This is a genomic window from Streptomyces sp. 378, assembly GCF_030124145.1.
Classification (GTDB): domain Bacteria; phylum Actinomycetota; class Actinomycetes; order Streptomycetales; family Streptomycetaceae; genus Streptomyces.
On sequence record NZ_JASKMS010000012.1, the window covers coordinates 85,095 to 110,090 of the forward strand.

General features: G+C 71.5%; 19 protein-coding genes. 1 reads left to right on the forward strand and 18 read right to left on the reverse strand.

The window, feature by feature from the left end; all coding sequences use genetic code 11:
• Positions 1 to 63 precede the first annotated feature (63 nt).
• The 4 genes from QNO09_RS18355 to proB form a co-directional block, all read right to left on the reverse strand.
• Positions 64 to 639, reverse strand: a complete 576-nt coding sequence (locus tag QNO09_RS18355; RefSeq protein WP_451520776.1) for an SCO2584 family spore wall biosynthesis protein — start codon at positions 637 to 639, stop codon at positions 64 to 66.
• A gap of 229 nt (positions 640 to 868) precedes the next feature.
• Positions 869 to 2,155: a glutamate-5-semialdehyde dehydrogenase gene (locus QNO09_RS18360; RefSeq protein WP_283971280.1), complete on the reverse strand. Its 1,287-nt coding sequence runs from the start codon at positions 2,153 to 2,155 to the stop codon at positions 869 to 871.
• Positions 2,156 to 2,227: 72 nt separating this feature from the next.
• Positions 2,228 to 2,686 carry a DUF8830 family protein gene (locus QNO09_RS18365; RefSeq protein WP_283971375.1) on the reverse strand — a complete coding sequence of 153 codons (459 nt, stop codon included), beginning with the start codon at positions 2,684 to 2,686 and terminating at the stop codon, positions 2,228 to 2,230.
• 131 nt (positions 2,687 to 2,817) lie between these two features.
• Positions 2,818 to 3,924, reverse strand: a complete 1,107-nt coding sequence (gene proB, locus QNO09_RS18370) for a glutamate 5-kinase (protein WP_283971376.1) — start codon at positions 3,922 to 3,924, stop codon at positions 2,818 to 2,820.
• A 538-nt stretch (positions 3,925 to 4,462) separates the two neighbouring features.
• Between proB and QNO09_RS18375 the strand changes: the two genes are divergently transcribed.
• Positions 4,463 to 6,496, forward strand: coding sequence for a CDP-glycerol glycerophosphotransferase family protein (locus QNO09_RS18375; RefSeq protein ID WP_283971281.1), 2,034 nt, complete (start codon positions 4,463 to 4,465; stop codon positions 6,494 to 6,496).
• Positions 6,497 to 6,512: 16 nt separating this feature from the next.
• On the opposite strand, the gene QNO09_RS18380 is transcribed toward QNO09_RS18375, so the two are convergent.
• The 14 genes from QNO09_RS18380 to QNO09_RS18445 all read right to left on the reverse strand — a co-directional run bounded on the left by QNO09_RS18380 (position 6,513) and on the right by QNO09_RS18445 (position 24,723).
• Positions 6,513 to 7,670, reverse strand: a complete 1,158-nt coding sequence (locus tag QNO09_RS18380) for a glycosyltransferase family 2 protein (RefSeq protein WP_283971377.1) — start codon at positions 7,668 to 7,670, stop codon at positions 6,513 to 6,515.
• A gap of 251 nt (positions 7,671 to 7,921) precedes the next feature.
• Positions 7,922 to 10,000, reverse strand: a complete 2,079-nt coding sequence (locus QNO09_RS18385) for a CDP-glycerol glycerophosphotransferase family protein (RefSeq protein ID WP_283971378.1) — start codon at positions 9,998 to 10,000, stop codon at positions 7,922 to 7,924.
• Between the two features lie 201 nt (positions 10,001 to 10,201).
• The gene (locus tag QNO09_RS18390) at positions 10,202 to 11,698 is read right to left on the reverse strand and encodes a D-ribitol-5-phosphate cytidylyltransferase (protein ID WP_283971282.1); all 1,497 of its coding nucleotides are present in this window, start codon (positions 11,696 to 11,698) and stop codon (positions 10,202 to 10,204) included.
• Positions 11,699 to 12,325: 627 nt separating this feature from the next.
• The gene (locus tag QNO09_RS18395; RefSeq protein ID WP_283971283.1) at positions 12,326 to 13,876 is read right to left on the reverse strand and encodes an alkaline phosphatase D family protein; all 1,551 of its coding nucleotides are present in this window, start codon (positions 13,874 to 13,876) and stop codon (positions 12,326 to 12,328) included.
• 168 nt (positions 13,877 to 14,044) lie between these two features.
• On the reverse strand, positions 14,045 to 14,290 hold the full coding sequence (locus tag QNO09_RS18400) for a hypothetical protein (RefSeq protein ID WP_283971284.1): 246 nt from the start codon (positions 14,288 to 14,290) through the stop codon (positions 14,045 to 14,047).
• Between the two features lie 302 nt (positions 14,291 to 14,592).
• A complete protein-coding gene (gene obgE, locus QNO09_RS18405) occupies positions 14,593 to 16,029 on the reverse strand; it encodes a GTPase ObgE (protein WP_283971285.1) in 1,437 nt (478 codons plus the stop codon).
• 102 nt (positions 16,030 to 16,131) lie between these two features.
• On the reverse strand, positions 16,132 to 16,386 hold the full coding sequence (rpmA, locus tag QNO09_RS18410) for a 50S ribosomal protein L27 (RefSeq protein ID WP_062926831.1): 255 nt from the start codon (positions 16,384 to 16,386) through the stop codon (positions 16,132 to 16,134).
• A gap of 14 nt (positions 16,387 to 16,400) precedes the next feature.
• Positions 16,401 to 16,721 carry a 50S ribosomal protein L21 gene (gene rplU, locus QNO09_RS18415; RefSeq protein ID WP_031130898.1) on the reverse strand — a complete coding sequence of 107 codons (321 nt, stop codon included), beginning with the start codon at positions 16,719 to 16,721 and terminating at the stop codon, positions 16,401 to 16,403.
• A 266-nt stretch (positions 16,722 to 16,987) separates the two neighbouring features.
• Positions 16,988 to 21,130, reverse strand: a complete 4,143-nt coding sequence (locus QNO09_RS18420) for an Rne/Rng family ribonuclease (RefSeq protein ID WP_283971286.1) — start codon at positions 21,128 to 21,130, stop codon at positions 16,988 to 16,990.
• 260 nt (positions 21,131 to 21,390) lie between these two features.
• Positions 21,391 to 22,173 carry a TIGR03936 family radical SAM-associated protein gene (locus QNO09_RS18425; protein ID WP_283971287.1) on the reverse strand — a complete coding sequence of 261 codons (783 nt, stop codon included), beginning with the start codon at positions 22,171 to 22,173 and terminating at the stop codon, positions 21,391 to 21,393.
• Positions 22,174 to 22,221: 48 nt separating this feature from the next.
• Positions 22,222 to 23,430 carry a hypothetical protein gene (locus QNO09_RS18430; RefSeq protein WP_283971288.1) on the reverse strand — a complete coding sequence of 403 codons (1,209 nt, stop codon included), beginning with the start codon at positions 23,428 to 23,430 and terminating at the stop codon, positions 22,222 to 22,224.
• 98 nt (positions 23,431 to 23,528) lie between these two features.
• Positions 23,529 to 23,996, reverse strand: a complete 468-nt coding sequence (locus QNO09_RS18435) for a GNAT family N-acetyltransferase (RefSeq protein WP_283971289.1) — start codon at positions 23,994 to 23,996, stop codon at positions 23,529 to 23,531.
• Positions 23,996 to 24,226 (reverse strand): helix-turn-helix domain-containing protein, encoded by a 231-nt coding sequence (locus QNO09_RS18440; protein ID WP_104780597.1) that lies wholly within the window; start codon positions 24,224 to 24,226, stop codon positions 23,996 to 23,998. Before QNO09_RS18440 ends, QNO09_RS18435 begins: the two co-directional genes overlap by 1 nt.
• Positions 24,226 to 24,723, reverse strand: coding sequence for a DUF2975 domain-containing protein (locus tag QNO09_RS18445; RefSeq protein WP_283971290.1), 498 nt, complete (start codon positions 24,721 to 24,723; stop codon positions 24,226 to 24,228). Before QNO09_RS18445 ends, QNO09_RS18440 begins: the two co-directional genes overlap by 1 nt.
• Between the last annotated feature and the right edge of the window lie 273 nt (positions 24,724 to 24,996).

Consider the following 24,996-nt stretch of genomic DNA (forward strand, 5'->3'; position numbering starts at 1 on the left):
CGGGTAAACGCCCCGCTGCACCGCAAGTTCTGACAGGTTCTCACCAGGACGGGCGGGTTCCGGTCAGGGGGTGCGAGGGATCACCGACATGGCCGGCTGGGAGTGGTCGGCGGAAGCGGAGGGTGCGGCCCCGCTGCCCTGTTCCAGCCCGGTCGAGGCCGGCGGCGGGACGGGTTCCTCGCGGTTGGAGGACGCTCCCCGGTAGACCGCCGTGAAGGCCAGGGCCACCATGCCGATCCCCATCACCAGCGCGAGCAGCCAGGCGACGGGCCGGTGCCAGCGGACCTGTTTGGAGTACGGCCCCGGGTAGCCGTAGTGGTCCTCGAGGACATCGGGGTCGTCCAGCTCGTCGAGGTCGGGATCATGACCGAAACGGTCGTGGCCGTCCGGGCCGAACCCGTCGTCGTAGCGCTCGCCTCTGGAGTGGGCGCGGCGGGCCTCCGCCTCGGAGGCCTCGGCTCTCGCCTGCGCCGCGGCCAGGAGGCGCTCCACCGCGCTCGGCTCGTGCACCACGGCCGCGCGTACGAAGGCCTCGTCGAAGACCACGGAGGCGAACTCTTCGTCCGACACCCCGCGGTCGTGGTCGTCGTCGGGCTCCCGGCCGTCCGGAAACGGCGTGCCCCCCACGTCCTCCGGCACGGATCCAGAGTAGACCTGAGGGGTCAATTTGGGCAGACGGTATGGAAATTCATCCGCCGGTCGGGGCGACTCTCTCGGGGGTGCGGACAGGCGCGCGTCCGCCCGGTCCGCCCCTGCCGCACCCGGATGCGCCGTCCGCGCGGCCCGCACAGGTATACGCGCACTGGCATGCCCCGTTACGCCGTACAGGTATACGCGCAGCGGCATGCCCCGTTACGCCGTCCGTGGGTCAGCGCCGTACGTGGCCGTCCCCGGTGACGATGTACTTCGTGCTGGTCAGCTCCGGCAGACCCATCGGGCCGCGGGCGTGCAGCTTCTGCGTGGAGATGCCGATCTCCGCTCCGAAGCCGAACTGGCCGCCGTCGGTGAAGCGGGTGGAGGCGTTCACGGCGACGGTGGTGGAGTCGACCAGCTGGGTGAAGCGGCGGGCGGCCTGCTGGGAGGTCGTCACGATCGCCTCGGTGTGGCCGGAGGTCCACAGCCGGATGTGCTCGACGGCCTTGTCCAGCGACTCCACGACGGCCGCCGCGATGTCGTGGGAGAGGTACTCCGTCTCCCAGTCCTCGGTCGTCGCCTCGACGACGGTGGCCTTGGAGTCCTTGGCGTGGGCCTGCACGCGCTCGTCGGCGTGCACGGTGACGCCGGCCTCCGCGAGGGCGTCCAGAGCGCGGGGCAGGAACTCGGCGGCGATGTCCTGGTGCACCAGCAGGGTCTCGGCGGCGTTGCAGACGCCGACCCGCTGGGCCTTGGAGTTGACCAGGATGTCGACGGCCATGTCCAGGTCGGCCTGGGCGTCGACGTAGATGTGGCAGTTGCCGGTGCCGGTCTCGATGACGGGGACGACGGACTCCTGGACGACCGTGTTGATCAGGGAGGCGCCGCCGCGCGGGATGAGCACGTCGACCAGGCCGCGGGCGCGCATCAGCTCGCGCACGCTGTCGCGGCTCTCGCCGGGGACGAGCTGGATGGCGTCGGCGGGCAGCCCGGCCCCGCCCACGGCGTCGCGCAGGACGCGTACGAGGGCGGTGTTCGACTGGTACGCCGAGGAGGAGCCGCGCAGCAGGACCGCGTTGCCGGACTTCAGGCAGAGGGCGGCGGCGTCGACGGTGACGTTCGGCCGGCCCTCGTAGATGATGCCGACGACGCCGAGCGGCACGCGGACCTGGCGCAGGTCGATGCCGTTGGGCAGCGTGGAGCCGCGGACGACCTCGCCGACCGGGTCGGGCAGGGCGGCGACGTCGCGGACGTCGGAGGCGATGGCACGGATCCGCTCGGGGGTGAGCGTGAGCCGGTCGATCATGCCCTCGCTGATGCCGGCTTCGCGGGCCTTGGCGACGTCCTTGGCGTTGGCCTCGACGATTTCCCCGGCACGGACCTCCAGCGCGTCCGCGACGGCGAGCAGCGCGTCGTCCTTCTCGGCCCGGGGCAGCGGCGCGAGGGTCGCGGCGGCGGCCTTGGCGCGGTAGGCGGCCTCGGTGACCGGGGACATGGAGTCGTACGGCGAAAGCGTGGTCATGAGGGAAGGGTAGTGCGCCGGGCGGATCCGTTCATCGCGCGTTTCACAGCCCGAGACACCTCCCGGACCGGATCAGAACGGGTGGACTCCGACCGGTGAGGCCGGGGGCGGCCCGTACCCCTCGGCGATGCGCTGGTGGTACGTGGCGCGGTCGATGACCTCCAGGCCGACGATCTCCCAGGGCGGCAGTCCGGCCGTCTGCCGGTGCTCGCCCCACAGGCGCAGGGCGACGGCGGCCGCGTCGTGCAGGTCGCGGGCCTCCTCCCAGTAGCGGATCTCCGCGTGGTCGACCGCGTATCGGCTGGTCAGGAAGAACGGGTGGTCGTGGGCGAGCTGTTCCAGGGCGCGCCGGACCTCCGGGAGCGGGGCCTCCTTGCCGGAGACGCTGAGGGTGACGTGCCACAGCCGCGGAGTGTCGCCGGGTTCCTCGCCCCGGAACCGGTCCCCGGCCGCCACGCTCGTCAGGGCGCGCTCCTCACCGGCCGCGCGGGAGCCGGCACCACCGTGGGACGTCTGAGTCCCAGGGCGCACTCGTCTCACGACGGCCTCCTTTGCACAATGGCGCTGCGGAACAGTTCCCTGGGTCAAAGTTGAGCAGGCCGCAAGGGATCGCGGGGCGGTTTTGCGGAACGTCCACGACCGGGGGCGGACGTTTCGACGCATTACGGGTGCAGGACCACCAGGTCGTCCCTGTGTACGACCTCGCGTTCGTACGCGGGTCCGAGTTCTCGGGCCAGTTCCCGGGTCGAGCGGCCGATCAGCCGGGGGATCTCCTTGGCGTCGAAGTTGACGAGCCCGCGGGCCACCGCGTGCCCCGTACCGTCCCGCAGCTCGACGGGGTCGCCGGCGCTGAAGTCGCCCTCGACGGCGGCGATCCCGGCCGGCAGCAGCGACTTACGGCGGTCCACGACGGCCTGTACGGCGCCGTCGTCCAGGGTCAGGGCGCCCTGCGGGGTGGAGGCGTGCTGGAGCCACAGCAGCCGGTCGGCGGAGCGCTTGCCGGTGGGGTGGAAGAAGGTGCCGGTGTCCTGGCCGGTCAGGGCGTCGGCCGCGTGGACGGTGCTGGTCAGGACGACGGGAACACCGGCGGCTGCCGCGATCCGGGCGGCCTCCACCTTGGTGACCATGCCGCCGGTGCCCACTCCGGCCTTGCCCGCGCTGCCGATCTCGACGTCGGCGAGGTCGGACGGGTCGCGCACCTCGCCGATGCGGGAGGTGCCGGGCTTCGCGGGGTCCCCGTCGTAGACGCCGTCCACGTCGGACAGCAGGACGAGCAGGTCGGCGTGGACGAGGTGGGCGACGAGGGCGGCCAGGCGGTCGTTGTCGCCGAAGCGGATCTCGTCCGTGGCGACGGTGTCGTTCTCGTTGACGATCGGGACGGCGCCCATCGCCAGCAGCTTGTCGAGAGTGCGCGAGGCGTTGCGGTGGTGCGCGCGGCGGCTCATGTCGTCGCTGGTCAGCAGCACCTGCCCGACCCGGACGCCGTAGCGGGCGAAGGAGGCCGTGTAGCGGGCGACCAGGAGGCCCTGCCCGACGCTGGCGGCGGCCTGCTGGCGGGCGAGGTCCTTGGGGCGGCGGCGCAGGCCCAGCGGGGCGAGGCCGGCGGCGATGGCGCCCGAGGAGACCAGGACGATCTCGCGCTCGCCGCCGCTGCGGACCTTGGCGAGGACGTCGACCAGCGCGTCCACGCGGTCCGCGTCCAGGCCGCCCGAGGCGGTGGTCAGCGAGGAGGACCCGACTTTGACGACGATCCTGCGGGCCTCGCCCACGGCCTGCCTTGCCCCTGCCACGTCGCCGTCCGTCCCCTCGCGTCGATTCGCTCCCTCACCGGGAAATCTACGGGACGGCCGGAGGGGGCGCGGCGCCGGTCCACGCTACGGACGGTGCCGCCCGCGTCACGGACAGAGCCCTCAGTGGACGGCAACCGCCCTTCCGCCCGCGTCACAGGACGCAACCGTCCCTCTCCAACCCCGCCACGGACCAGAACCCGCGCAGGACGGCAACCACCCCTCCGCCCGCGCCGCACGACGGCAACCGCCCCCTCTCCAACCCCGCCACGGACCAGAACCACACAGGACGGCAACCACCCCCTTTCCGACCCCGCCACGGACCAGAACCCGCACAGGACGGCACCGCCCCTTTTCCGGCCCCGGCCAAGACAGGAACGAGATCATCCGCTACGGTCCACGACACGCGGACCGACAGCCACCCCCACACCCCGACGACACGCGCGTGTCGTCGGGAGGTCGCCGCGCGTTAACCCGGACGGCCGACCTGCGCCGACCCGACGCTCCTGGAGTGACCGCAGTGCCCGTACCTCTCCCTCGTCCGCAGGCCCTCCTCAAGGGGCTGGTCACCGTAGTCCTGGCCGCCGCCTTCGCCGCACAGGCGGTAGCGGCGCTGCTGCCGAACGTCCCGCTGCTGATCGCCGCGACCGTCGTCTCCCTGGCCACCGAGGGGGTGCTGTACCGGTGGCAGCGTGGGGTGCTGTCGCTGTTCGCCAAGTCGCACGCCGACATCGCCGTGCGGCACGTCCTGCGGGACCTGCTGCTGGTCGTGGGACTGCTGCGGCTGGGCGAGCAGGACCGGGAGACGGTGTACGCCCCGCTGGTGGCCGGGCTGCTCGTCTTCTACGCGCTGCACTGCGCGATCCAGGCGGCCTCCGTTCTGGTGCGCCGTACCCGCACCCTGCCGGTGCTGACCCGCAACATCGACGCCTCGGCGCTGCGGCTGTCCCCGGCCACGTCCGTGCTGCTGCGCCGTCCCGGACACCGGCTGCTGGTGTTCGGCCTGCCGGCGACGGCCGGACTGCTGGCCAGTGCTCCGGGCGACCGGCCCGTGTACGCGGCGGCGGGCATCGCGCTCTCGCTCGCCCTCGGGCTGGCCGGTCTCGGCGCGCTGCTGATCCGGCTGCTGCCGGGCCGTCGTCCGGCGAACGAGCAGCAGGTGCTCGACTGGTTCGACGCGTGGCTGGCCGACTACCGGCCGACCGTCGGCCTGTACTTCTCCGGCGGCGCCGCCTCGGCCTACCAGGCGAACATGTGGCTGGAGCCGCTCGCCGGGCTGGAGGGCAGGCCGGTGATCATCCTGCGCGAGCGGTTCATGGTGCAGAAGATCGCGGCGACGGACATCCCGATCGTCTGCCTGCCGAAGGTGTCGACGCTGATGCGTCTGGAGCACTCCACGCTCCAGGTCCTCATCCACCCGGCGAACTCCGGCAAGACCTCCCAGGTGCTGCGCATTCCCACGATCAAGCACACCTTCGTCAACCACGGCGAGAGCGACAAGCTGTCCTCGTGCAACCCGTACGCGAAGGCGTACGACGAGGTGTGGGTGGCCGGGCCCGCAGCGCGTGAGCGGTACGCGCTGGCCGAGGTCGGGGTCGAGGACAAGGACGTGGTCGAGACGGGCCGCCCGCAGCTGGACGGCGTGCTGCCCTACGCGGGCCCCCCGGCCGGGCGGTGGACGACCGTGCTGTACGCGCCGACCTGGGAGGGCTGGGACGGCAACCCCGGCAACACGTCGGTGATCGCGGCCGGTGAGAACCTGGTGCGGGCGCTCCTCGCGGACCCGGGCGTCCGCCTGCTGTACAAGCCGCATCCGCTGACGGGCTCGGTGGACCCCCGCGCGGGCGCGGCCGATCTGCGGATCCGGGAGCTGATCCGGGCGGCCAACCGGGAGCGGGCGGCGGAACGCCCCTCGGACGGCGCGGAACTCGCGCGCCGCACCGCCGAGCTGGACCGGCTCACCACGTCGGCCTTCCGGGCCGGGTCCGACACCGTGGAGCGGATGCTGGTGCAGTCGACGCCGGAGCCGGGCCGCGCGGCGGCGGTGGCGCGGGCGACGGCCGCGTGGGAGGAGGCGTACTGGGCCTCGCTGCCGGAGGGCGAGCACCAGATCATCACGGATGCCCGGCCCACCCTGTACTCCTGCTTCAACGTGGCCGACCTGCTGATCAGTGATGTGTCGAGCGTGATCAGCGACTTCCTGGCGAGCGAGAAGCCGTACGCGGTGGCCAACACCAGCGGGTTGTCGGAGGACGCCTTCCGTACGGCGTTCCCGACGGTGGTGGCGGCCACGGTGCTGACACCGGACGCCGCCGGGGTCCCGGAGCTGCTGGAGGCCGTCCGGCACCCGGAGCGCGACGAACATGCCGGAGCGCGCGCCGAGTTGAAGCTGCGCCTGCTCGGCCCGGCGGAGCCGTCGTCGCAGGAGCGCTTCAACGACGCCGTCCGGGCCCTGTGCGGGGAAGCCCGGGACCATCGGGCACGGGTGGCGGAGCGGCTGGCCGCGGTGCCCGGTCAGCGCACCCCGGCCTCGGTCCCGACCGCGCCGCGCTGAGCGGCGGCAGGCGCGGTCACGCCGCGTGCCGTACCTCGCCGGAGGCCAGCACCCGCCGCGCCTTGCGCACCGCCCGGCGCACGAACGTGTCGCCCCCGCCCTCGCGGTAGCCCGGGAAGGCACGGGCCTCCCGGGGCCCGGCGAGGTAGACCGAGTCGGGCACACCGGCGGCGCGGTCGCGGAAGTGCGGGTAGGCCAGGTAGACACGGCGGCCCTTCCTCTCCAGGAGGGCCGCCGCCTGCTTCTTGTCCTTGACGAACTTCACGACGTCCGGCAGCAGGTCGGGGCGCTGCTCGGCGACCAGGTGCAGCCGCAGCCGCTCGTGGACCTTGAGGCGCTGGGCGACGCCCTCGCTCCAGTGGCTGTCCATCAGCGGCTTGGCCAGCTCGAACTTGTGCCGGCGGATCTCCTCACTGTCCGTCAGGTACGTGGGCCCGAACTGCGGCAACAGCGTGATGAGGAAGGGCCGGAGCATCAACTGGTCACGCCGGCCGCCCGCGGGGACGAGGTCGGCGATGAGGCCCATCAGAGCCCGCGCGGAGTCGAAGCGCAGCGCGTAACCGCCGCTCTTCGTCACATGCTTGCCGTCGTCCCGGCCGACCAGGTAGTAGCAGGTGTGGTCGGCGACCACGGAGACGCCGTCCGCGCGCAGATACGCCTCCATGGTGAACAGCGCGTCCTCGCCGGTGTACAGCGACTCGTCGAAGCGCATGTCGTGCCGGTCCAGCAGCGCGCGGCGGAACAGCTTCTGCGCGCTGAGCGTGAACTTGATGTTGGAGGAGAAGACGTCCGTCCGCTCCACCGTCCTGCCGAACATGGACTTCGGCGCCGAGCGGTTGACGCCCTCGACCTTGCCGAGCACCACGTCCGTGCCGGCACGGTCGGCCATGGCCACCATCCGCTCCAGGGCCTCGGGGCCCAGCCGGTCGTCGGCGTCGAGGAAGAAGACGTAACGTCCGCTCGCCTTGCCCAGGCCGACGTTGCGCGGGCCGCTGGGACCGCCGGAGTTCTCCTGACGGATCACCAGGACGCGCATGGGAGCCCGCTCGGCGAACTCCTCCAGGTACTCCCCCGTTCCGTCCGTCGAACCGTCGTCCACCGCGATGACCTCGACGCGTGTCGGATCGATGGTCTGCGCCTCGACGGACGAGAGGCACTCGATCAGATACGGCATCGCTTCGTACGCCCCGATGATCACGCTCACATCAGGCTGCGCGGTCACGTTTCCCCCTAGTCAATGGGATATTCCCCCCGTATCTCCTCATTCGCTACTTGGTAGACGGGTGATCGAGGCAAGCGGTTGTCTCCCGTATGCATGTTCGTGAGTCACGTCACACGGAGAACGCACGGGGAGCCGGAAAGGGAAAGAGTTCGGCCCCGAGGAGATGCTCCTCGGGGCCGAACTCTTCGGTCAGCGGCGGCAGTTCAGATCGTGCCGACACCGTCCGTGTCACCGGCGGCGGCCACCCGCTGCCCCGGCAGGACGTTCGCCGGCTCGGCGTCGGCACCGGCCGCCGCCACCCGCGACGCCTGGCCGACGTTGCGCGTCTCGGCCTTGAGCGCGAGGTTCGCGACGGCGGTGTTGAACTGCTCCAGGGAGGTCGGCTCGTCCGGGCCCAGCAGGTACTGCTTGAGCTCCTTGCGGTCCTCGGCCAGCGGGTCGGCCTCCGGGGCGCGGACCGCGTCGAGCAGCCCGCCCAGCTCGGACGCGCTGTTGGACAGGATCACCGCGGCACGCACCGCCGTGTTGTTCCGCTTGAACTCCTCGACGCCCACCTCGGCGGAGTCCGTGACCGCGTAGGGCTTGCCGCTCGCGATGAAGTCGGACACCACACTGGAGATGTCCGAGACCATCGCGTCGGAGACGTTGAAGCAGTCGTACAGCCGCGGCTCGGCACCGGTGATGACGCGGTGCTCCCAGGACGGGAAGGAACGCCAGTAGGCGTCGTTCCACTCGGCGCGCAGCCGGGCGGCCTCCTCGTGCCGGGCGACGTCGATCAGCCCGTCACGGCTGGCCATGGCCTCGTCGCCGCGGTCGCCGCCCGAGCCGGACAGCTGCGCGAGGCGGGCCTCGATCCGCTCCAGCTCGGCCTCGGCCTGCGCCTGGGCGGCGGTGTCGGCGATGAACCGCGTGTTGATGGCACGCTCCGCCGCGGCCTTCTCCACCAGGGCGGTGATCCGCCCGTGGGCGGCGCCGGCCTCCTGGCTGACCGTGCCGGTGAAGGGGTGCGGCTTGTACAGGACGCGGACCGGCGGGTCGGCCCGCACGAGCTGCTTCACGATGTTCTCGCCGGCCAGCATGATCGAGGTGTTGCCCGGGTTGCCGTCCCAGCCCTCCCACGTGGGGGCGTACAGCACCGTCGGGATGCGGCCCTCGGGGACGCCCTGCCAGGTCCGGATCGGGGCGAGCTGCGGGCGGCCGACCTCGACGATGTCCTCGTCGCGGACGCCGACGTCGGCGATGGCGTAGCGGTCGCGGCCCGCGCGGCCGGCCGTCCACACCTCGTCGTAGACCTTGCTGTACGGGTTGACGCTGGCGAGCTTGTCGCTGTCGCCGTGGCCGATGAAGACGTGCTTGATGGTGGGCACGCGCAGCATGTGGATGTTCTTGCCGACGTTGGCCGCGTAGAGCGCGACCCGCACCGTGGACAGGTCCATGTTCATCAGGTGCACCCCTCCGGGCACGCAGATGACAGGGACCGTGGTGGGCGCCAGATTGTTCAGGATGACCCGCTCACGCAGGATGATCAGCGGCTTGGAGTCCAGCTGCTCCATGGTGTCGAGCCACATGTTGACCTGGTACGCGGAGTCCTTCGAACCGGAGAAGTACAGGACCGTCTCCGGCTTGTACTCGCCCAGCCAGTCGTCGACGGCGGCCAGGACCCTCTCGGCGTTCGGGGGGATCTTCCGGCCGCGCACGTACGGCACGAGCGCGAGGACGTACAGGGTGGCGAGGACCACCGTGATGCCGATGCCGATGAAGCCGATCAGCGCCGACTCCAGCTGCGCGGCGAGCAGGACGCCGACGACCGCCGCGAGGTCGAGGTGCAGCATCTTCTCGGCGGAGCGGTGGAGCAGCCCGCGCGGCGGGGCGTCGGGGATGCGGATGCGGGAGGCCAGGTCGACGTTGCGGGTGGCGACCGGCATGCGACGGCGATTGCGGATCAGCTGGACGAGCGCGCCGTGCGGGGCCTGGAGACCGTAGAAGGCGATGAAGCAGGCGATCGCCCCGTAGTAGATCAGGTTGTCCGCCAGGGACAGCCGGGCCAGCAGCAGGATGAGCAGCAGCTGCCGGATCAGGAAGCGGATCGACAGGCCGGCCCGCACCTTGCCCAGGCGGTTGATCAGATAGCTGCCCTTGCGGTGCAGATAGTGGTCCGCCAGATACGTCACGGCGGCCGCTGCCGCGAAGGCGGGAACGCTCGGGACGAGCGCGGCCAGCATGAGGGCGGGGAAGCCCGCCACCATGAGGACCGCCGCGGCCAGCTCGGCCGCGCTGCCCACCCGGGCGACGCGAATAGCGGTGGATATCACGGAGAAACCTGCTCTTGGGAGGGGTGCCGGTCTTGTTTCAACCATGCGGCTGGTCTGTGAATATTCGCGAGGCTGTATGGACTCAGGCCCCTGCGAACACTCCTGCCGACGAATGCCGTTAACAGGAGGGCGCAGAGGCCTGAATTACCGAAGTCTGAGTGCCGCCAATTATTACACGCCGTCCTGCCGGTCCAGCACCGTGGCCAGGGCCTGCTCGAAGCCGGAGGCACGGGCCGCGTCGGCCGTGGGGTCCTGCTGGCGGACGTCGATGACGTGGCCGGTCAGCTCGGAGAGCAGCACATCGAGCGAGGTGCGGGCCACGGCCTCGGAGGACAGCAGGGAGCCCGAAGGCTCCTGGCCGAACGCCTTGGTGCGCATCGGGGTGGCGGTGCGCTCGGGGTTGATGCAGTTGACGCGGACGCCGTCGCCGGCCCACTCGTCGGACAGGGCCTGGGTGAGGTTCACCATGGCGGCCTTGGTGGAGGAGTACAGGCTGTACTCGGCACGGCCGCGGGTGTAGCTGCTGGAGGTGTAGAGCAGCAACTGGCCCTTGGTCTCGGACAGGTACTTGTACGAGGACCGGGCGATCTGCACCGGGGCCAGGTAGTTGACCTTCAGCGCCTCCTCGATGGTGGCGTTGTCGGTCTCCGCGAGCTTGCCTATGCGCAGCACGCCGGCGGTGTTGACCACATAGTCGATGCGGCCGGTCTCGGCGTACGCCTTGGACAGGGCGTCGTCGACCTCTTCCGGATTCTCCACGTGGGTGCCGGTGGTGGAGCGGCCCAGGGCGTAGACCTTGGCGCCGTAGGACTCGGCGAGTTCGGCGATGTCCTTGCCGATGCCGTAGCTGCCGCCGAAGACGACCATGGTCTTGCCGGTCAGCAGCTCACGGTAGGCCTCCTCGGAGACCTGCTCGGGCGCAGCCGTGGAGGCGAGCTGGAAGAGCTTGTCGGCGATGAAGACGTCGACGGGCTGGGTGACCTTCATGTTGTACTCGTCACCCGCGACGACGTGGATCGGCACGTCCGGCAGGTACTTGAGCACGACCGAACAGTCGTCGGTGGCCTGGAAGTTGGGGTCGCCGGCGGCGACCTCGTAGGCCCGCCGGATCGTGGACAGCTTGAAGGCCTGCGGAGTCTGGCCGCGGCGCAGCCGGGAGCGGTCCGGGATCTCGGTGATGAACTCGCCGTCCTCGCCGTGCGTGCGCGTGACGATGATGGTGTCCGCGGACGGGATGGCCACGTCGACGGCCTGGTAGCGCTCCAGCGCGACGACGCAGTCGTCGATGACGCGCTGCGAGAGCAGGGGGCGCACGGCGTCGTGGAAGAGGACGTTGGCGTCCTCACCCTCCGCCAAACCCTCGCCCAGCGCGGCGATGGCGCGCTCGGTGGTCTCGTTCCTCGTGGAGCCGCCCTCGATGACCTTCGAGACCTTCTGGAATCCGGCCTTAGCGATGATCTTCTCGATGTCGGGCACGTAACCCGGCGCCATCAGCACGATGATGTCGTCGATCGAGTCGGTGTTCTCGAAGGTGGCCAGCGTGTGCTCGATGACTGCCTTGCCGGCGATCTTCAGCAGCTGCTTGGGGATCGACAGACCCACCCGCTGACCGGTGCCACCGGCCAGGATCACTGCGGTGGTACGGGGCTTGGCTATGTGCTGGGACACAGGTGACCTACCTTGGGACGACAGGGAACCTCGAAATGGTCCCACTTGTGGTTACCGCATTGCAAGGTGAGCGACCTCTGCCGCATATGTGCGCGCCACCTGTCATTCACCTCCCGCTCCTGGTGATTGGTGAGACTTGCGGTGCGTTCCCCGGGAAATGCGCTGTGAGTAACTGCACAGAAGTTCAGCGACGGCCGAGGCGCCCGGGACCGCGGTGACCGAGGACCCTCACCGGTTCCTTGGACGATGTCCCGTGCACGGTACGCGCTTTGGGGGTGCCCCGCGCACCATGCCCGCCGCTCGCGGCGCCGGGCACGAGGGCCTCGATGCGCGGACCCGCACGCCCCGGGACGCGGCACCGTACGCGTTCTTCATCGGTCCGGCCGCGAATACGGCCCGCCCGTCCGCTCATTGCCGCTGAATTCCCGGCCAAGATTTCGCGGCGTTTCGGCCTCGGCGAGAGTCATACGCCGCGAGAGCGGGTCGGACTTCTCACACGGCTCAAATACCCCCCCGGGGGACCGTGAGGAGCCCGGGACGGCGAAGAGCCCGAGACTACGGGAAGCCCGGGACGGCGAAGAGCCCGAGACTGCGGGAAGCCCGGGCTCACGCCTCTCGCGGACGGGGTCAGACGACCTCGACGCCCGGGCGGCCGGCTTCGACCCTCAGCCGGGCCAGCGTGCTCGGGGTCGCGGTGGGCCGCCGGACGGTGTCGACCACCCTGACCTGCGCGTCGATGCGATCGCGGCGCACGTCGAAGAGGTGGTAGCCGCGGTGTGCGTCGAGCAGCTTCCAGTGCGGGTTGTCCGGGCGCCGCGGGTCCCACTCCCTGCGGAAGGCATCCTGGTCCTGGTCACCGTTGCTGGAGATGGAGGTGCCGACGAACTCGGCGCCGACGACCCGGGAGCCCGGGTCGGCGTAGTCCTCCTTGAGGTCGCTGATCATCGTCAGGTGCCGGTCGCCGGAGAGCACCACCGGGTTGCGGACCTGCCTGAACTCCTGGAGGAACCGGTTGCGTTCGGCCTGGTAGCCGTCCCAGGCGTCGTAGAACCAGAGCTTGCCGTCGCCGACCCGGAGGTCCGTCTCGGCCATCATGATCTGGGAGGCGATGAGGTTCCAGCGGGCCGGCGAGCCCTGGAGCCCGTTCAGCAGCCACCGCTTCTGCCGCGCGCCGAGCATGGTCAGCGACGGGTCCTGGGCGCCGGTCTGGCTGGTGGCCTGGTCGCTGCGGTACTGGCGGGTGTCCAGCACGTTGAGCCGGGCCAGGCGGCCGAACTCCAGGCGGCGGTACATCCTGATGTGCGGACCCGTGGGGACGGCGGTGGCACGGACCGGCATGTGCTCGTAGAACGCCTGGTAGGCCGCGGTCAGCCGGGCCACGAACGCGTCGTGCGGCTGCTTGCCCGGGTCCTGCGGGATCTCGCCGGCGAAATCGTTGTCCACCTCGTGGTCGTCGAAGGTGACCACGAAGGGCGCGTTCGCGTGCATCGCCGCGAGGTCCGGGTCGGTGCGGTACTGGGCGTACCGGTTGCGGTACTGCACGAGGCCGAACGGCTCGCCGGTGCCCTCGTGCCGCCGCAGGGCCGTCGCCGAGGGCGTGGACTCGTAGATGTAGTCGCCGACGAACACCACGACGTCCGGGTCCTGGTCGAGCATGTCCGCGTAGGGCGTGAAGTAACCGTGCTGCCAGTTCTGACAGGAGGCGAGGGCCATGCGCAGGGAGCCGCCGGAGCTGTGGGGGTGGGGTGCGGTGCGGGTGCGGCCCACGGGGGAGAGCTGCCCGCCGGTGCGGAAGCGGTACCAGTACGTACGGTCCGCGCGCAGCCCGCGTACGTCCACGTGAACGCTGTGCCCGTACTCGGGCCGGGCCTGGGCGATCCCCGCGCGGACGACCTTCTTGCACCGGGGGTCCTCCGCCAGCTGCCACTCCACCGGCACCACCCGGTCGGGCATGCCGCCACCGGCGAGGGGGTCGGGAGCGAGCCGGGTCCACAGCACGACGCCGTCCGGGAGTGGGTCCCCGGAGGCGACGCCGAGGCTGAACACTCCGTCGGGCAGCGGCGTCTCGGCCGCGCGGGCGGCGTCCGGCAGCAACAGCTGGGCGGAGGCCGCCGCGCCGAGCACCGCGGCACCGGCGGTCAGAAAGCGGCGTCTGTCGGGGGATGCTGCTCCGGTCATCGGCTGACTCCCTTACCTCGCTGGCCACGTGGACACGGGGAAGCTTCACGCTCGCGGGCGGCCCGCCCGCTGAACGCCGGGGTTCGCGTACATGACAACTAAGCAGACAAAGAGAGACCCGCCGCCAGCACGAGAACAAGCCGTTGCCGGGGCGAGTCTGACAGATGCTCAGTGAGCGAATCCGGCGCCGAGCCATGCGCCTGTGGCGGTCGTGCCGAGGAGCGAGTTGCCGAAGGCCGTGGTGGCGTTGCGGCTCACGACCGTCGTGGGGCCGGACCTGAAGTACCACACGAATCCGGCGTTGCCGTTCTCCCCCGGCGCTCCGGCGGCCAGGCCGTCACCGTTCGCGTCCGCGAGGTGCACGGCCCTGCCGAACGCGTCGCCCGCCTCGGCGGCACCCGGCACGTCGGGCATGTCCTGCGTGACCGCCTGGGCACCGGCGCCGGTGAGTCAGTCCGCGCCGCCGCGCGGCACGACGACCGCGCCCGCGCCCGACACCGTGCCCAGATCCTCGCCGGGCACGCCGGTCACCACGTCCGGGTGACGAGGCCGCCCCTGCTCATGGAATCAGGCACGTGGACTCCGGTGACCCGCTACGCGGTTGGGGCAGGCGGAACGAGATCCGTTCCGCCCGCCCCATACGACTCGCTCTGCCCGAGGACGACTTGGCCGCGCCGCAGTCCGTTGCGCAGGTGCTTTCCGTTGCCTCACACCGCTCAGAACGGCTCGAAGTCGTCGAACTCCTGCTGGGCCTCGTCCCGCTCGGCCTGCCGGTCCTTGCGGCGCTGCGCGGCCGGCCGCTCCCCCTCGAGCCGGTGGTCCTCACCGCGGCGTCCGAGCATCTCGGCCCCCGCTGTCACGGACGGCTCCCAGTCGAAGACGACCGCGTTGTCCTCGGGGCCGATGGCCACGCCGTCGCCGCCTCGGGCGCCGGCCTTCATCAGCTCCGCCTCGACACCGAGCCGGTTGAGCCGGTCCGCGAGGTATCCGACGGCCTCGTCGTTGTTGAAGTCGGTCTGACGCACCCAGCGTTCGGGCTTCTCACCGCGCACCCGGAACAGACCGTCGGCTTCCTGCGTCACGGTGAAGCCGGTGTCGTCCACGGCCTTGGGCCGGATCACGATCCGGGTGGCCTCTTCCTTCGGCTTCGCGGCCCGCGACTGCGCCACGATCTCCGCGAGCGCGTACGACAGCTCCTTCAGGCCCATGTGCGCCACGGCCGACACCTCGAACACGCGGTAACCCCGCGCCTCCAGGTCGGGCCGCACCATCTCGGCCAGATCCTTGCCGTCCGGTACGTCGATCTTGTTCAGGACGACGATCCGCGGCCGGTTGTCCAGCCCGCCGTACTGCCGCAGCTCCTCCTCGATGATGTCGAGGTCGGAGGCCGGATCGCGGTCCGATTCCAGCGTCGCGGTGTCCAGGACGTGCACGAGCACACTGCACCGCTCCACGTGCCGCAGGAACTCCAGCCCCAGGCCCTTGCCCTGGCTGGCCCCGGGGATGAGGCCGGGCACGTCGGCGATGGTGTACACCGTCGAGCCGGCCGTGACGACACCGAGGTTCGGCACGAGGGTGGTGAAGGGGTAGTCGGCGATCTTCGGCTTGGCGGCGCTCAGCACCGAGATCAGCGACGACTTGCCGGCACTCGGATATCCGACGAGCGCCACGTCGGCGACGGTCTTCAGCTCCAGGACGACGTCCCGCAGGTCTCCCGGCTCACCGAGCAGCGCGAACCCGGGCGCCTTGCGCCGCGCGGAGGCCAGTGCGGCGTTGCCGAGGCCGCCCCGGCCGCCCTGCGCGGCGACGTAGGACGTGCCGTGCCCGACGAGGTCCGCGAGGACGTTGCCCGCCTTGTCCAGCACGACGGTGCCGTCCGGCACCGGCAGGACGAGGTCCTGCCCGTCCTTGCCGGAGCGGTTGCCGCCCTCGCCGGGCTTGCCGTTGGTGGCCTTGCGGTGCGGGGAGTGGTGGTAGTCGAGCAGCGTGGTGACCGACTGGTCGACGGTGAGGATCACGTCCCCGCCACGTCCGCCGTTGCCGCCGTCCGGCCCGCCCAGGGGCTTGAACTTCTCACGGTGGACGGAGGCACAGCCGTGGCCTCCGCTACCCGCGGCGACGTGCAGCTCGACGCGGTCCACGAAGGTGGTCATGGGATGTGCCTCCAGTTACTGCGGGAATGTCTTGGGGTAACACGCGAAAGGCGGACCCGCTTCCCGTGAGGGAAGTGAGGTCCGCCTCGCGAAAGTTTCCGATCAGGCGACCGGAACGATGTTCACGACCTTGCGGCCACGGTGGGTGCCGAACTGCACCGCACCCGCCGAGAGCGCGAACAGCGTGTCGTCGCCACCACGGCCGACGCCGGAGCCCGGGTGGAAGTGGGTGCCACGCTGACGGACCAGGATCTCACCCGCGTTGACGACCTGACCGCCGAAGCGCTTCACGCCGAGCCGCTGGGCATTGGAGTCGCGACCGTTCCGGGTGGACGATGCGCCCTTCTTGTGTGCCATTTCTCCTCAGTCCCTTACTTCGCAGCCGCGGGGATCTCAGTGACCTTGATCGCCGTGTACTGCTGGCGGTGGCCCTGGCGACGGCGGTAGCCGGTCTTGTTCTTGTAGCGCAGAATGTCGATCTTCTGGCCCTTGTGGTGGTCCACGACCTCGGCCTGGACCTTGATGCCGGCCAGCACCCACGGGTCGCTGGTCACGGCGTCGCCGTCGACAACGAGCAGGGTCGAGAGCTCGACCGAGTCGCCAACCTTGGCAGTGGAAATCTTGTCAACCTCAACGATGTCGCCGACAGCAACCTTGTGCTGGCGACCACCGCTGCGCACGATGGCGTACACGCGGAACTCACTCTCTAGCTCGGGAAACGGCACCCCCGCAGGCCAGCCGCCCGCTCAGCGAGCGGCCTCTCCTGGGCGCCCGGCGCCCGGAGGATGAGGTTTACGGGGATGTGACGTGTCAGTCGACACGCCGACGGTCAAGGTTACGGGGCCGCGGCCGAAGGGGTCAAACCGAGCCGGGCCCGCCACCTGTGCGACCGGTCACGCCGGTCGCGCCCCCGGGGCGCACGCGGGGTTCGCGCACGCCCCGGGGGCATCGAAGCCGGTCAGCCCTCGTCGGTGGAGGCCGAGACGGAGGACCCGGAGGACCCGGACTGCTCCGCCGCCACGGTCTTCTTCGACGTGGCCTTCTTGGCGGCGGTCTTGGTAGCCGCCTTCTTGGCCGTCGTCTTCTTGGCGGCGGTCTTCTTCGCCGCCGTCTTCTTGGTGGTGGCGGCCTTCTTCGCCGTGGCCTTCTTGGCCGTCTTGCGGGCCGTCTTCTTGGCGGGCGCCGGCTCCTCGGCGGCCTCCTGCGGGACGGCACCGTCCGGCGCGGGCGCCTGCGGGGCGTCGGACGCGACCTGCTCGGACGCGGCCTCCGACGGGGCAGACGGGACCACCACGACGGCCGTCTCCTCGGAGGCGGTGGACACCGTGGGCTTGCGCACGGCACGGCGCCGCGGGCGGGCCGGGGCGGCGCTCTCGGCGGGCGCCTCGGCCGCCGGCTCGGGCTGTCCGGCCGGCTCGGGCACCTCAGCGGCCTGGGACACCGCGGGCGCGGTCTCGGCGACCGTCACCACGGCCGCCTCGGCACCCGCCGGAGAACCGGCCGGGGCGGACACCTTGCGGGTGGCCCGCCGCCGGGTACGGCCCGTGGGCGCGACCTCCTCAGCCGGAGCGGCAGGAGCGGCCTGCGCCGCCTCGACCACCGGGTCCTCGACGGCCATCGGCTCGGCCTGCGCCTCGACGGCCGACTCCGGCTGCACCGGACGGGCGACCTCCTGCGCGACGGTCACGTCCTGAGCCGTCGGCACCTCGGCCTCGGCCTGCTCGGCCCTGCCCCTGCCGCGCCGGGCCCTGTCCCTGCCCTGCTCGGCCTTGGGCTCCGCCGCCTCACCGCGCGGGGAACCCGCCGGAGCCGACGCCCGCCGGCTCACCCGGCGTCGCGTCCGCCCGCGGCCGGCCGCGGCCTCCGCCTCGGCGACGCTGCTGTACAGCTCCTCGTCGGGCTCGAAGACCGGTTCGGGCAGCGCGATCGGCTCGGCGGCCTCGGCTCCGATCTCGGCCTCCGTCTCGGCCTCCTCCTCGGCGGTCTCGACGACGGCCTCGTGGACGTGAGGCTGCTCGGCGGCACCGGCACGCGCGCGTTTCTTGCGCTTGCCACCGCCACCGGGGGCCGCCGGCTGCTCCATGTGCACGATGACACCGCGCCCGTTGCAGTGGACGCAGGTCTCGGAGAAGGACTCCAGCAGGCCCTGTCCGACCCGCTTGCGGGTCATCTGCACGAGCCCCAGCGAGGTCACCTCGGCAACCTGGTGCTTCGTACGGTCCCGGCCCAGGCACTCCAACAGGCGCCGCAGCACCAGGTCCCGGTTGGACTCCAGCACCATGTCGATGAAGTCGATGACGATGATGCCGCCGAGGTCGCGCAGCCGCAGCTGACGCACGATCTCCTCGGCCGCCTCCAGGTTGTTCCTGGTGACGGTCTCCTCGAGGTTGCCGCCCTGACCGGTGAACTTTCCGGTGTTGACGTCGACGACGACCATCGCCTCGGTCCGGTCGATCACCAGCGAACCGCCGCTGGGCAGCCAGACCTTGCGGTCGAGGGCCTTGGCGAGCTGCTCGTCGATCCGGTACGTGGCGAAGACGTCGACCTCGGAGGTCCACTTCGACAGCCGCTCGGCGAGGTCCGGCGCGACGTGCGCGACGTAGCCGTGGATGGTCGACCACGCCTCGTCACCGCTGACGACGACCTTGGAGAAGTCCTCGTTGAAGATGTCGCGCACGACTCGGACGGTCATGTCCGGCTCGCCGTACAGCAGCGTCGGAGCGTTGCCGTTCTTGGCCTTCTTCTGGATGTCCTCCCACTGCTGCTGCAGCCGCTCGACGTCCCGGCGCAGCTCGTCCTCGCTCGCGCCCTCGGCGGCGGTGCGCACGATGACGCCCGCGTCCTCGGGGACGATCTTCTTGAGGATGGTCTTCAGCCGGGCCCGCTCGGTGTCGGGCAGCTTGCGGCTGATACCGGTCATGGAGCCCTCGGGCACGTACACGAGGTAACGGCCCGGCAGGGAGACCTGGCTGGTCAGGCGGGCACCCTTGTGACCGATCGGGTCCTTCGTCACCTGGACGAGCACCGACTGTCCGGACTTGAGGGCGGACTCGATGCGCCGCGGCCCGTGGGCCATGCCCAGCGCCTCGAAGTTGACCTCACCCGCGTACAGCACGGCGTTGCGGCCCTTGCCGATGTCGATGAAGGCGGCCTCCATCGACGGCAGTACGTTCTGCACCTTGCCGAGGTAGACGTTGCCGACGTACGAGGTCGACTGCTCCTTGTTGACGTAGTGCTCGACGAGCACGTCGTCCTCGAGGACGCCGATCTGCGTGCGGTCGCCGTGCTGGCGCACGACCATCACGCGCTCGACGGCCTCGCGGCGGGCCAGGAACTCGGCCTCGGTGATGATCGGCACCCGTCGGCGGCCCTGCTCGCGGCCTTCGCGGCGGCGCTGCTTCTTGGCCTCCAGGCGGGTCGAGCCCTTGATGGACTGCACCTCGTCGGACGGCTCGGCCTTGGGGCGGGGCTCGCGGACCTTGACGACCGTGCGCTCCGGGTCGTCGTCGGACGGCTCGGGGTCGGTGCCGGAGTCCCCGGCACGGCGTCGGCGGCGACGGCGACGGCGGCTGCTGCTGGAGCCACCGCCGGACTCGTCACGGTCGGCGGCGTCCTCGGAGTCCTCGTCGTCCTCCTCGGCGCCGTCCTCGGTGTCCTGGTCCTGCGCGGCGCTCTGCTCGGACTCGGCGTCCTCGCCGTCGGACTCGGCCGACTCGCCACGCCGACGGCGGCGACCGCCCCGGCGACGGCGGCGGCGCGAGCCGGTGCCCTCGGACTCGTCCTCCTGGTCGTCGCCGTCGGCCTGGTCCTCGGCGGACTCGTCGGCGTCCTCCGGCTCGTCGGCGGCGGTGTCGACGGCAATGGTCTCGGGGGCCGGGGCCTCGGACTCGTCGCCGGCACCCCGGCGCCGGCGACGGCGACGCGAACCACCGGTCGGCTCCTCGCGCTGGGCCTCGGCCGGCGCGGACTCCTCGATCTCCTCGATCTCCTCGGGCTCCGTCGCCCCGCCCGCCTCGGCGGCGGCCGCGGCGGCCCGCTCCGGCGTCTGGAACTGGGGCTCGGTGAAGACGGGCGCCTGGAACAGCGCGACGGCGGGCCGCCTCGGACGCGACGGCGTCTCGCTGTCGCTGTCGGCCGCACTCGCGGTCGCCCGGTCGGCGGCCTTCGAGGCCTTCGCGCCCTTGGCGGGCTGGGCGGGCTCGGCGAAGCCACTGGCGGCCCGGCGCACGACTCGACGACGGCGACGCGGACCGGCCTCCTCGGCCGACTCGTCGGCGGGGGCGGTCTCGGCGGGGGTCTCCGACGCCATGGCCTCGGACGCGCGGGCGGACTCGGCGGCGGAATTCTCGGTCACGGGTGCCTTCGCCTCCTCGGCGTCGCCCTCCACCGCGTCCGCGACGGAAGGCGCCCCGGCGGGCGTGGACGCCCGTCGTGAGGCACGTCGGCGAGTCCGACGCGGAGCAGCCTCTTCAACGGCCTCGGCGCCCTCGGCCGCGGTGGCACTGTCGGTCACGACCGACGCTTCCGGGGCTCGGGCCTCGGCCGGTGCCTCAACCGTCTCGGCCGCGGTGGCGGCGGGCGAAGTCACGGTGCGCGTGGCACGGCGCCGAGTGCGCTTGGGGGCGGCGACCTCGGGCGTCTCGGCGGGCGCAGGCGTCTCGGCGGGCGCGCCGGCCTGGGCCGGCTCGGTCGCCCCGGAGTCGGTGGGAGCGCCGGCGGTCACCGGGACCACGGTCTCGGCGGCCTCCGCGTCCGCGGGAGCGCCGACCGGCGCTGAAGCGCGGCGCACGGCGCGACGCCGCTTGCGCCCGGCGGGCACGGCGTCCTCGTCGCTTTCCACGGCCTCGGGCGACGGTGCGGCGGCCTGGGGCGTCTCGGCGACGGTTTCTTCGACCTCGTCGGTCTCCACGGCCTCAGCCGCGAGTTCCTCCGCATCAGCGGCCGGTACGGCCGGCGCGACGGTCTCCGCCGACGCGTCGGAGGAACCGCCGACGGGCGGACCCGCCGGGCGGGACGCGGCACGGCGCCGCCGGCGCGGCGGCAGCGTGTCGCTCGGAGTGTTCTGTTCGGAACCCTCTGTGGGTTCGGTCGGTTCGAGCATGCGGGCTTATCTCCCGTCAGGCTCCCGGGCGCCGCGCCTGGCCCGGCGATGCCGGTGACGTCCGCGGCGCGCGCAGTGCGCGTTCGCCGCCGTCCGGGGCGCGGGCGCCGCACGGGAGCTCGCTGTGTCCTGTCTCGCCGGTTCCGTACGCCGAATGCGCACGGCCTGGCGAAAGTCTTCTGGTCGGTACGCTGCCCGACCCAGGTGGCTCCCGAGTCCGAGGGCGGCGTTACGACGTCCGTCCCTTCGCGGGACCTTCCTTACGCCGGCGCCGTCGCGGCGGCAGTCGGTTCGGCCGTTGTGAGGGCCTCGACTGCCTCGCGGTCGGGCGCGAGCGGGTCGGTCACCGTGCCGGTCTCTTCATCGAACAGCCCCTGCGCCAGCCTGGTCACCGCTGCGGGGACCGGCGGCGCCAGGTCGGCCACGGCGCGAAGACCGGACAGGACGTCGTCGGGTCGTACGGCAGGCGTCACGTGCCGAACAACCAGCCGCAGTATCGCACAGGGCTGGTCGGTCGGCCTATCAGCCTGCGAACTGTGTGTTTCCTCGAGCCCGCGAACCTCCAGGCTCGCGACGGCGGAGCGGGCGTCGAACGTGCGCACGCCGTTCTTGGCGAGACGCTGCACCTCGACGGTCCCGGCCGCGTTGAAGGCGTCCGCCGCTCGGCGGGCCTCCTCCGGCGGCACTCCGTCCAGCCGGAGCTCCCAGACGGAAGCCGTCAGCCGGTCGGCGAGTCCCGAGGTGCGGGCCTCGACCGCCTCGATGATGTCGAGCCCGGTGGGCAGCGACTCGTCGAGAAGGGCCCTGAGCTGCTCCGGGTCGCGGGGCGCGGTGAGCGCGATCTCCAGGTATTCCGCCTCACTGCCCGTACCGGTGGGTGCGGCATTGGCGTACGACACCTTCGGGTGCGGTGTGAAGCCCGCCGAGTAGGCCATCGGCACCTCGGCACGGCGCAACGCACGCTCGAAGGCGCGCTGGAAGTCACGGTGGCTGGTGAACCGGAGGCGGCCGCGCTTGGTGTAGCGCAGTCGGATGCGCTGCACCGCGGGTGCGGGCGGCGGGCCTTCGGGCTGTCGCTTGCCCAGTGTCGTTCAGTCCTTCGTGAGAGCGGTCGTACTCCTACCAAGAGTACGTGCCTCGCGCCCGGAAGGTTCCCTCCGGTCGGCCGGCAGCGGCTGCCGCGGTTCACCGAAGAGCATCCGGCGGATGTCGGCGCGGGTCTGCCGCACGGACTCCCGCGCGGCGGCCAGCGCCTGCCGGGTGGCCCGCCCCACACCGCGGGCGGCCTGAGCGGCCGGCCGCAGGACGGTGTCCCGCACGACGTGTCCGACGGGCGTCAGCACGCTGCGGTACACCCACCGGACCGGTTCGACGAAGATCCACCTGAGGAGGGTGCCGAGGAACCGCCCGACGGCGAGCGAGATGTACCCGGCGACGCGCCAGGCGTGGCCGAGGGCGTCCCACACCTCCCTCCCGATGACGGCGAGCACTCGTCCGACGGGGGTGAGGATCCAGCGCCAGAGGGCGAGCGCGGGCAGGACGAGCACGACGCGGGCGATCCAGTGAAGAGCCGTGCCGACCCCGGTGACGATCATGCTCACCAGCCACACGAGGCCCTTGCCGCACCAGGAGATCCCGCGGCCGAGAGGTTCGAGCACCCAGGTGTACAGCCAGACGGCGGGTACGGCGACGAGGTACTTCGCCAGCCAGGCAACGACCGCCCAGACACCGATGCCCAGCGCTGCCAGCCCGGCGCCGAGCCCTTTCAGGACCCAGCTCACCGCGTGCCCGAAGGGAGTGAGCAGGTGCGTGTACACCCAGCCGAGCGCGGCTCCCACACCCCGCGCGATCCAGCCGAGTACGGCCCCGAACCCCCGGGCGACCCACGCGATCGCCTGCCCCACCGGGGTCAGCACATGCCGGTACAACCACACCAGGGGCACGACGACCAGGACGTTCCCGAGCCATCCGAGGGCCTTGCCCACGGGGACGACGACGTAGCGCCACAGTCCGACGAAGGGCCAGACGAACACCGCCCGCGCGAGCCACAGCAGCGCCCGGCCGAGCGGCCGCAGCAGCACGTCGTTCAGAAACCGCCCGATCACGACGAGCGCGTCCCACAACATCCGCACCGGGACGACCAGCACGAACACGATGATCCGTACGGGAATCCGGATCGCGACGGCGAGGCAACCCCCGGACGCCTCCGGCTCCCGCCGGACAGGCGACTCGGCGGCGCGCCGCTCGAGCGGGCCGACCCGCGTGCCGGAACTCTCGCGGGGACGCTTCTCCAGATCCATACCGTCGTAGACGCCTCAGCGCCTCGTTCGGATGCAGCACCGCACAGTCCCGCCCCGTTCGCCCGCAGTCCTTCGGCTCGGCCGCGTGGTCATACGGCTCACGCGCGGCCGACCTGCGCCTGGAGCAGCCGCGGTGACTCCTGGAAGCCGCTGCGGGCGTACGCGGGGACGGCACGCGGACTGGAGTGCACGGTCACGCGCTCCAGCCCGAGCTCGCGGGCTCCGTCCAGCACGGCCCGGATGAGCCGCCCGCCCAGCCCGCCGTCCCGCGCCTCGGGGACGACATACACGCACTGGAGGTCTCCGGAGGCCCGCCGCGGTGCCCGGGGCGTGGGCACCCGCTGCACCACCGCGAGCCAGGCCATGCCGATGACCTGCTCGTCCCGGACGAGGACCATGCAACGGTGTGAGCCGGCGTTCTCCCCGGCCCAGGCGACGAAGTGCCGGACGAAGTCGTCGCGTTCACCGAGGTCCGCCGAGCCGTTCTCGACGAACCACTCCCATCGGAGGGCGGCCACAGTGGCCAGTTCGGCGGGCCGGGCGGGGCGGATGCTGATGTTCTCCATCAGGGCATTGTCGGATCCGCGGCCCCGTCCGTCTCCCAGCGCAGCAGATCTCCCGGCTGGCACTCCAGCACCTCGCAGAGCGCGGCGAGGGTGGAGAAGCGGACCGCCTTGGCGCGGCCGTTCTTGAGGACCGCCAGGTTGGCGGGGGTGATGCCGACGCGTTCCGCCAGTTCGCCCACGGACATCTTCCGCTTGGCCAACATCACGTCGATGTCGACGGCGATCGGCATCAGATGACCTCTTCCAGCTCGGCCTGCATCCGGGCCGCCTCGATGTCGCGTGCGACGGCCTGCGCGAGCAGCATCCGCAGCACGAGCACGATGAGCGCGACGCCCAGCACCGCCACGACGACCCCGCACAGCAGCAGGACCACCCCGGGAGCGACCGCCTCGCCCGGCGCGAGCACGACCGCGAGCGCGAAGACCAGCAGGGCGGCCGCCACGAAGGCCCCGATCACGATGTGCACATAGCGGAAGGCGGCGGTGGAGAACACCGTGCCTCGCCGCACCATCGTCACCAGACGCCACACGCACACCACGACGACCTGGGCGGTCACGACACCGAGGACCGTGATGACCAGGATCGGGATCCGCAGATAGGCGTACTCGGGCTTGAGCCCGTTCATGTCGACGGCCAGCAGCGGCACCATCACCCCCTGCACGAACAACGACCCGGCGATCAGCACCACGAGCACCCCACGCAACGCCGCCACGGCCAGCTTCCCCATCACCACTCCTTCGATCGAGTCACGATGGAAATCTATCGAGATTCGATAGACGACACAAGAGGCGGACCACCGGGCGCACACATCAAGGTGTGCGCCCGGTCGAGGCGATGACGCTGGAGCACCCGCACCGGAACGGCCGGACGACGGCGGGGCGGCTGCGACGCGGCCGACATCCGCCCGCCGCCCGTCGAACGTCGCACGTCGCACGTCGCACGTCGCAGGAGGAGAACCCGGAGACGCCGACACGGGCATCCCATGATCGGACGGCTCCCC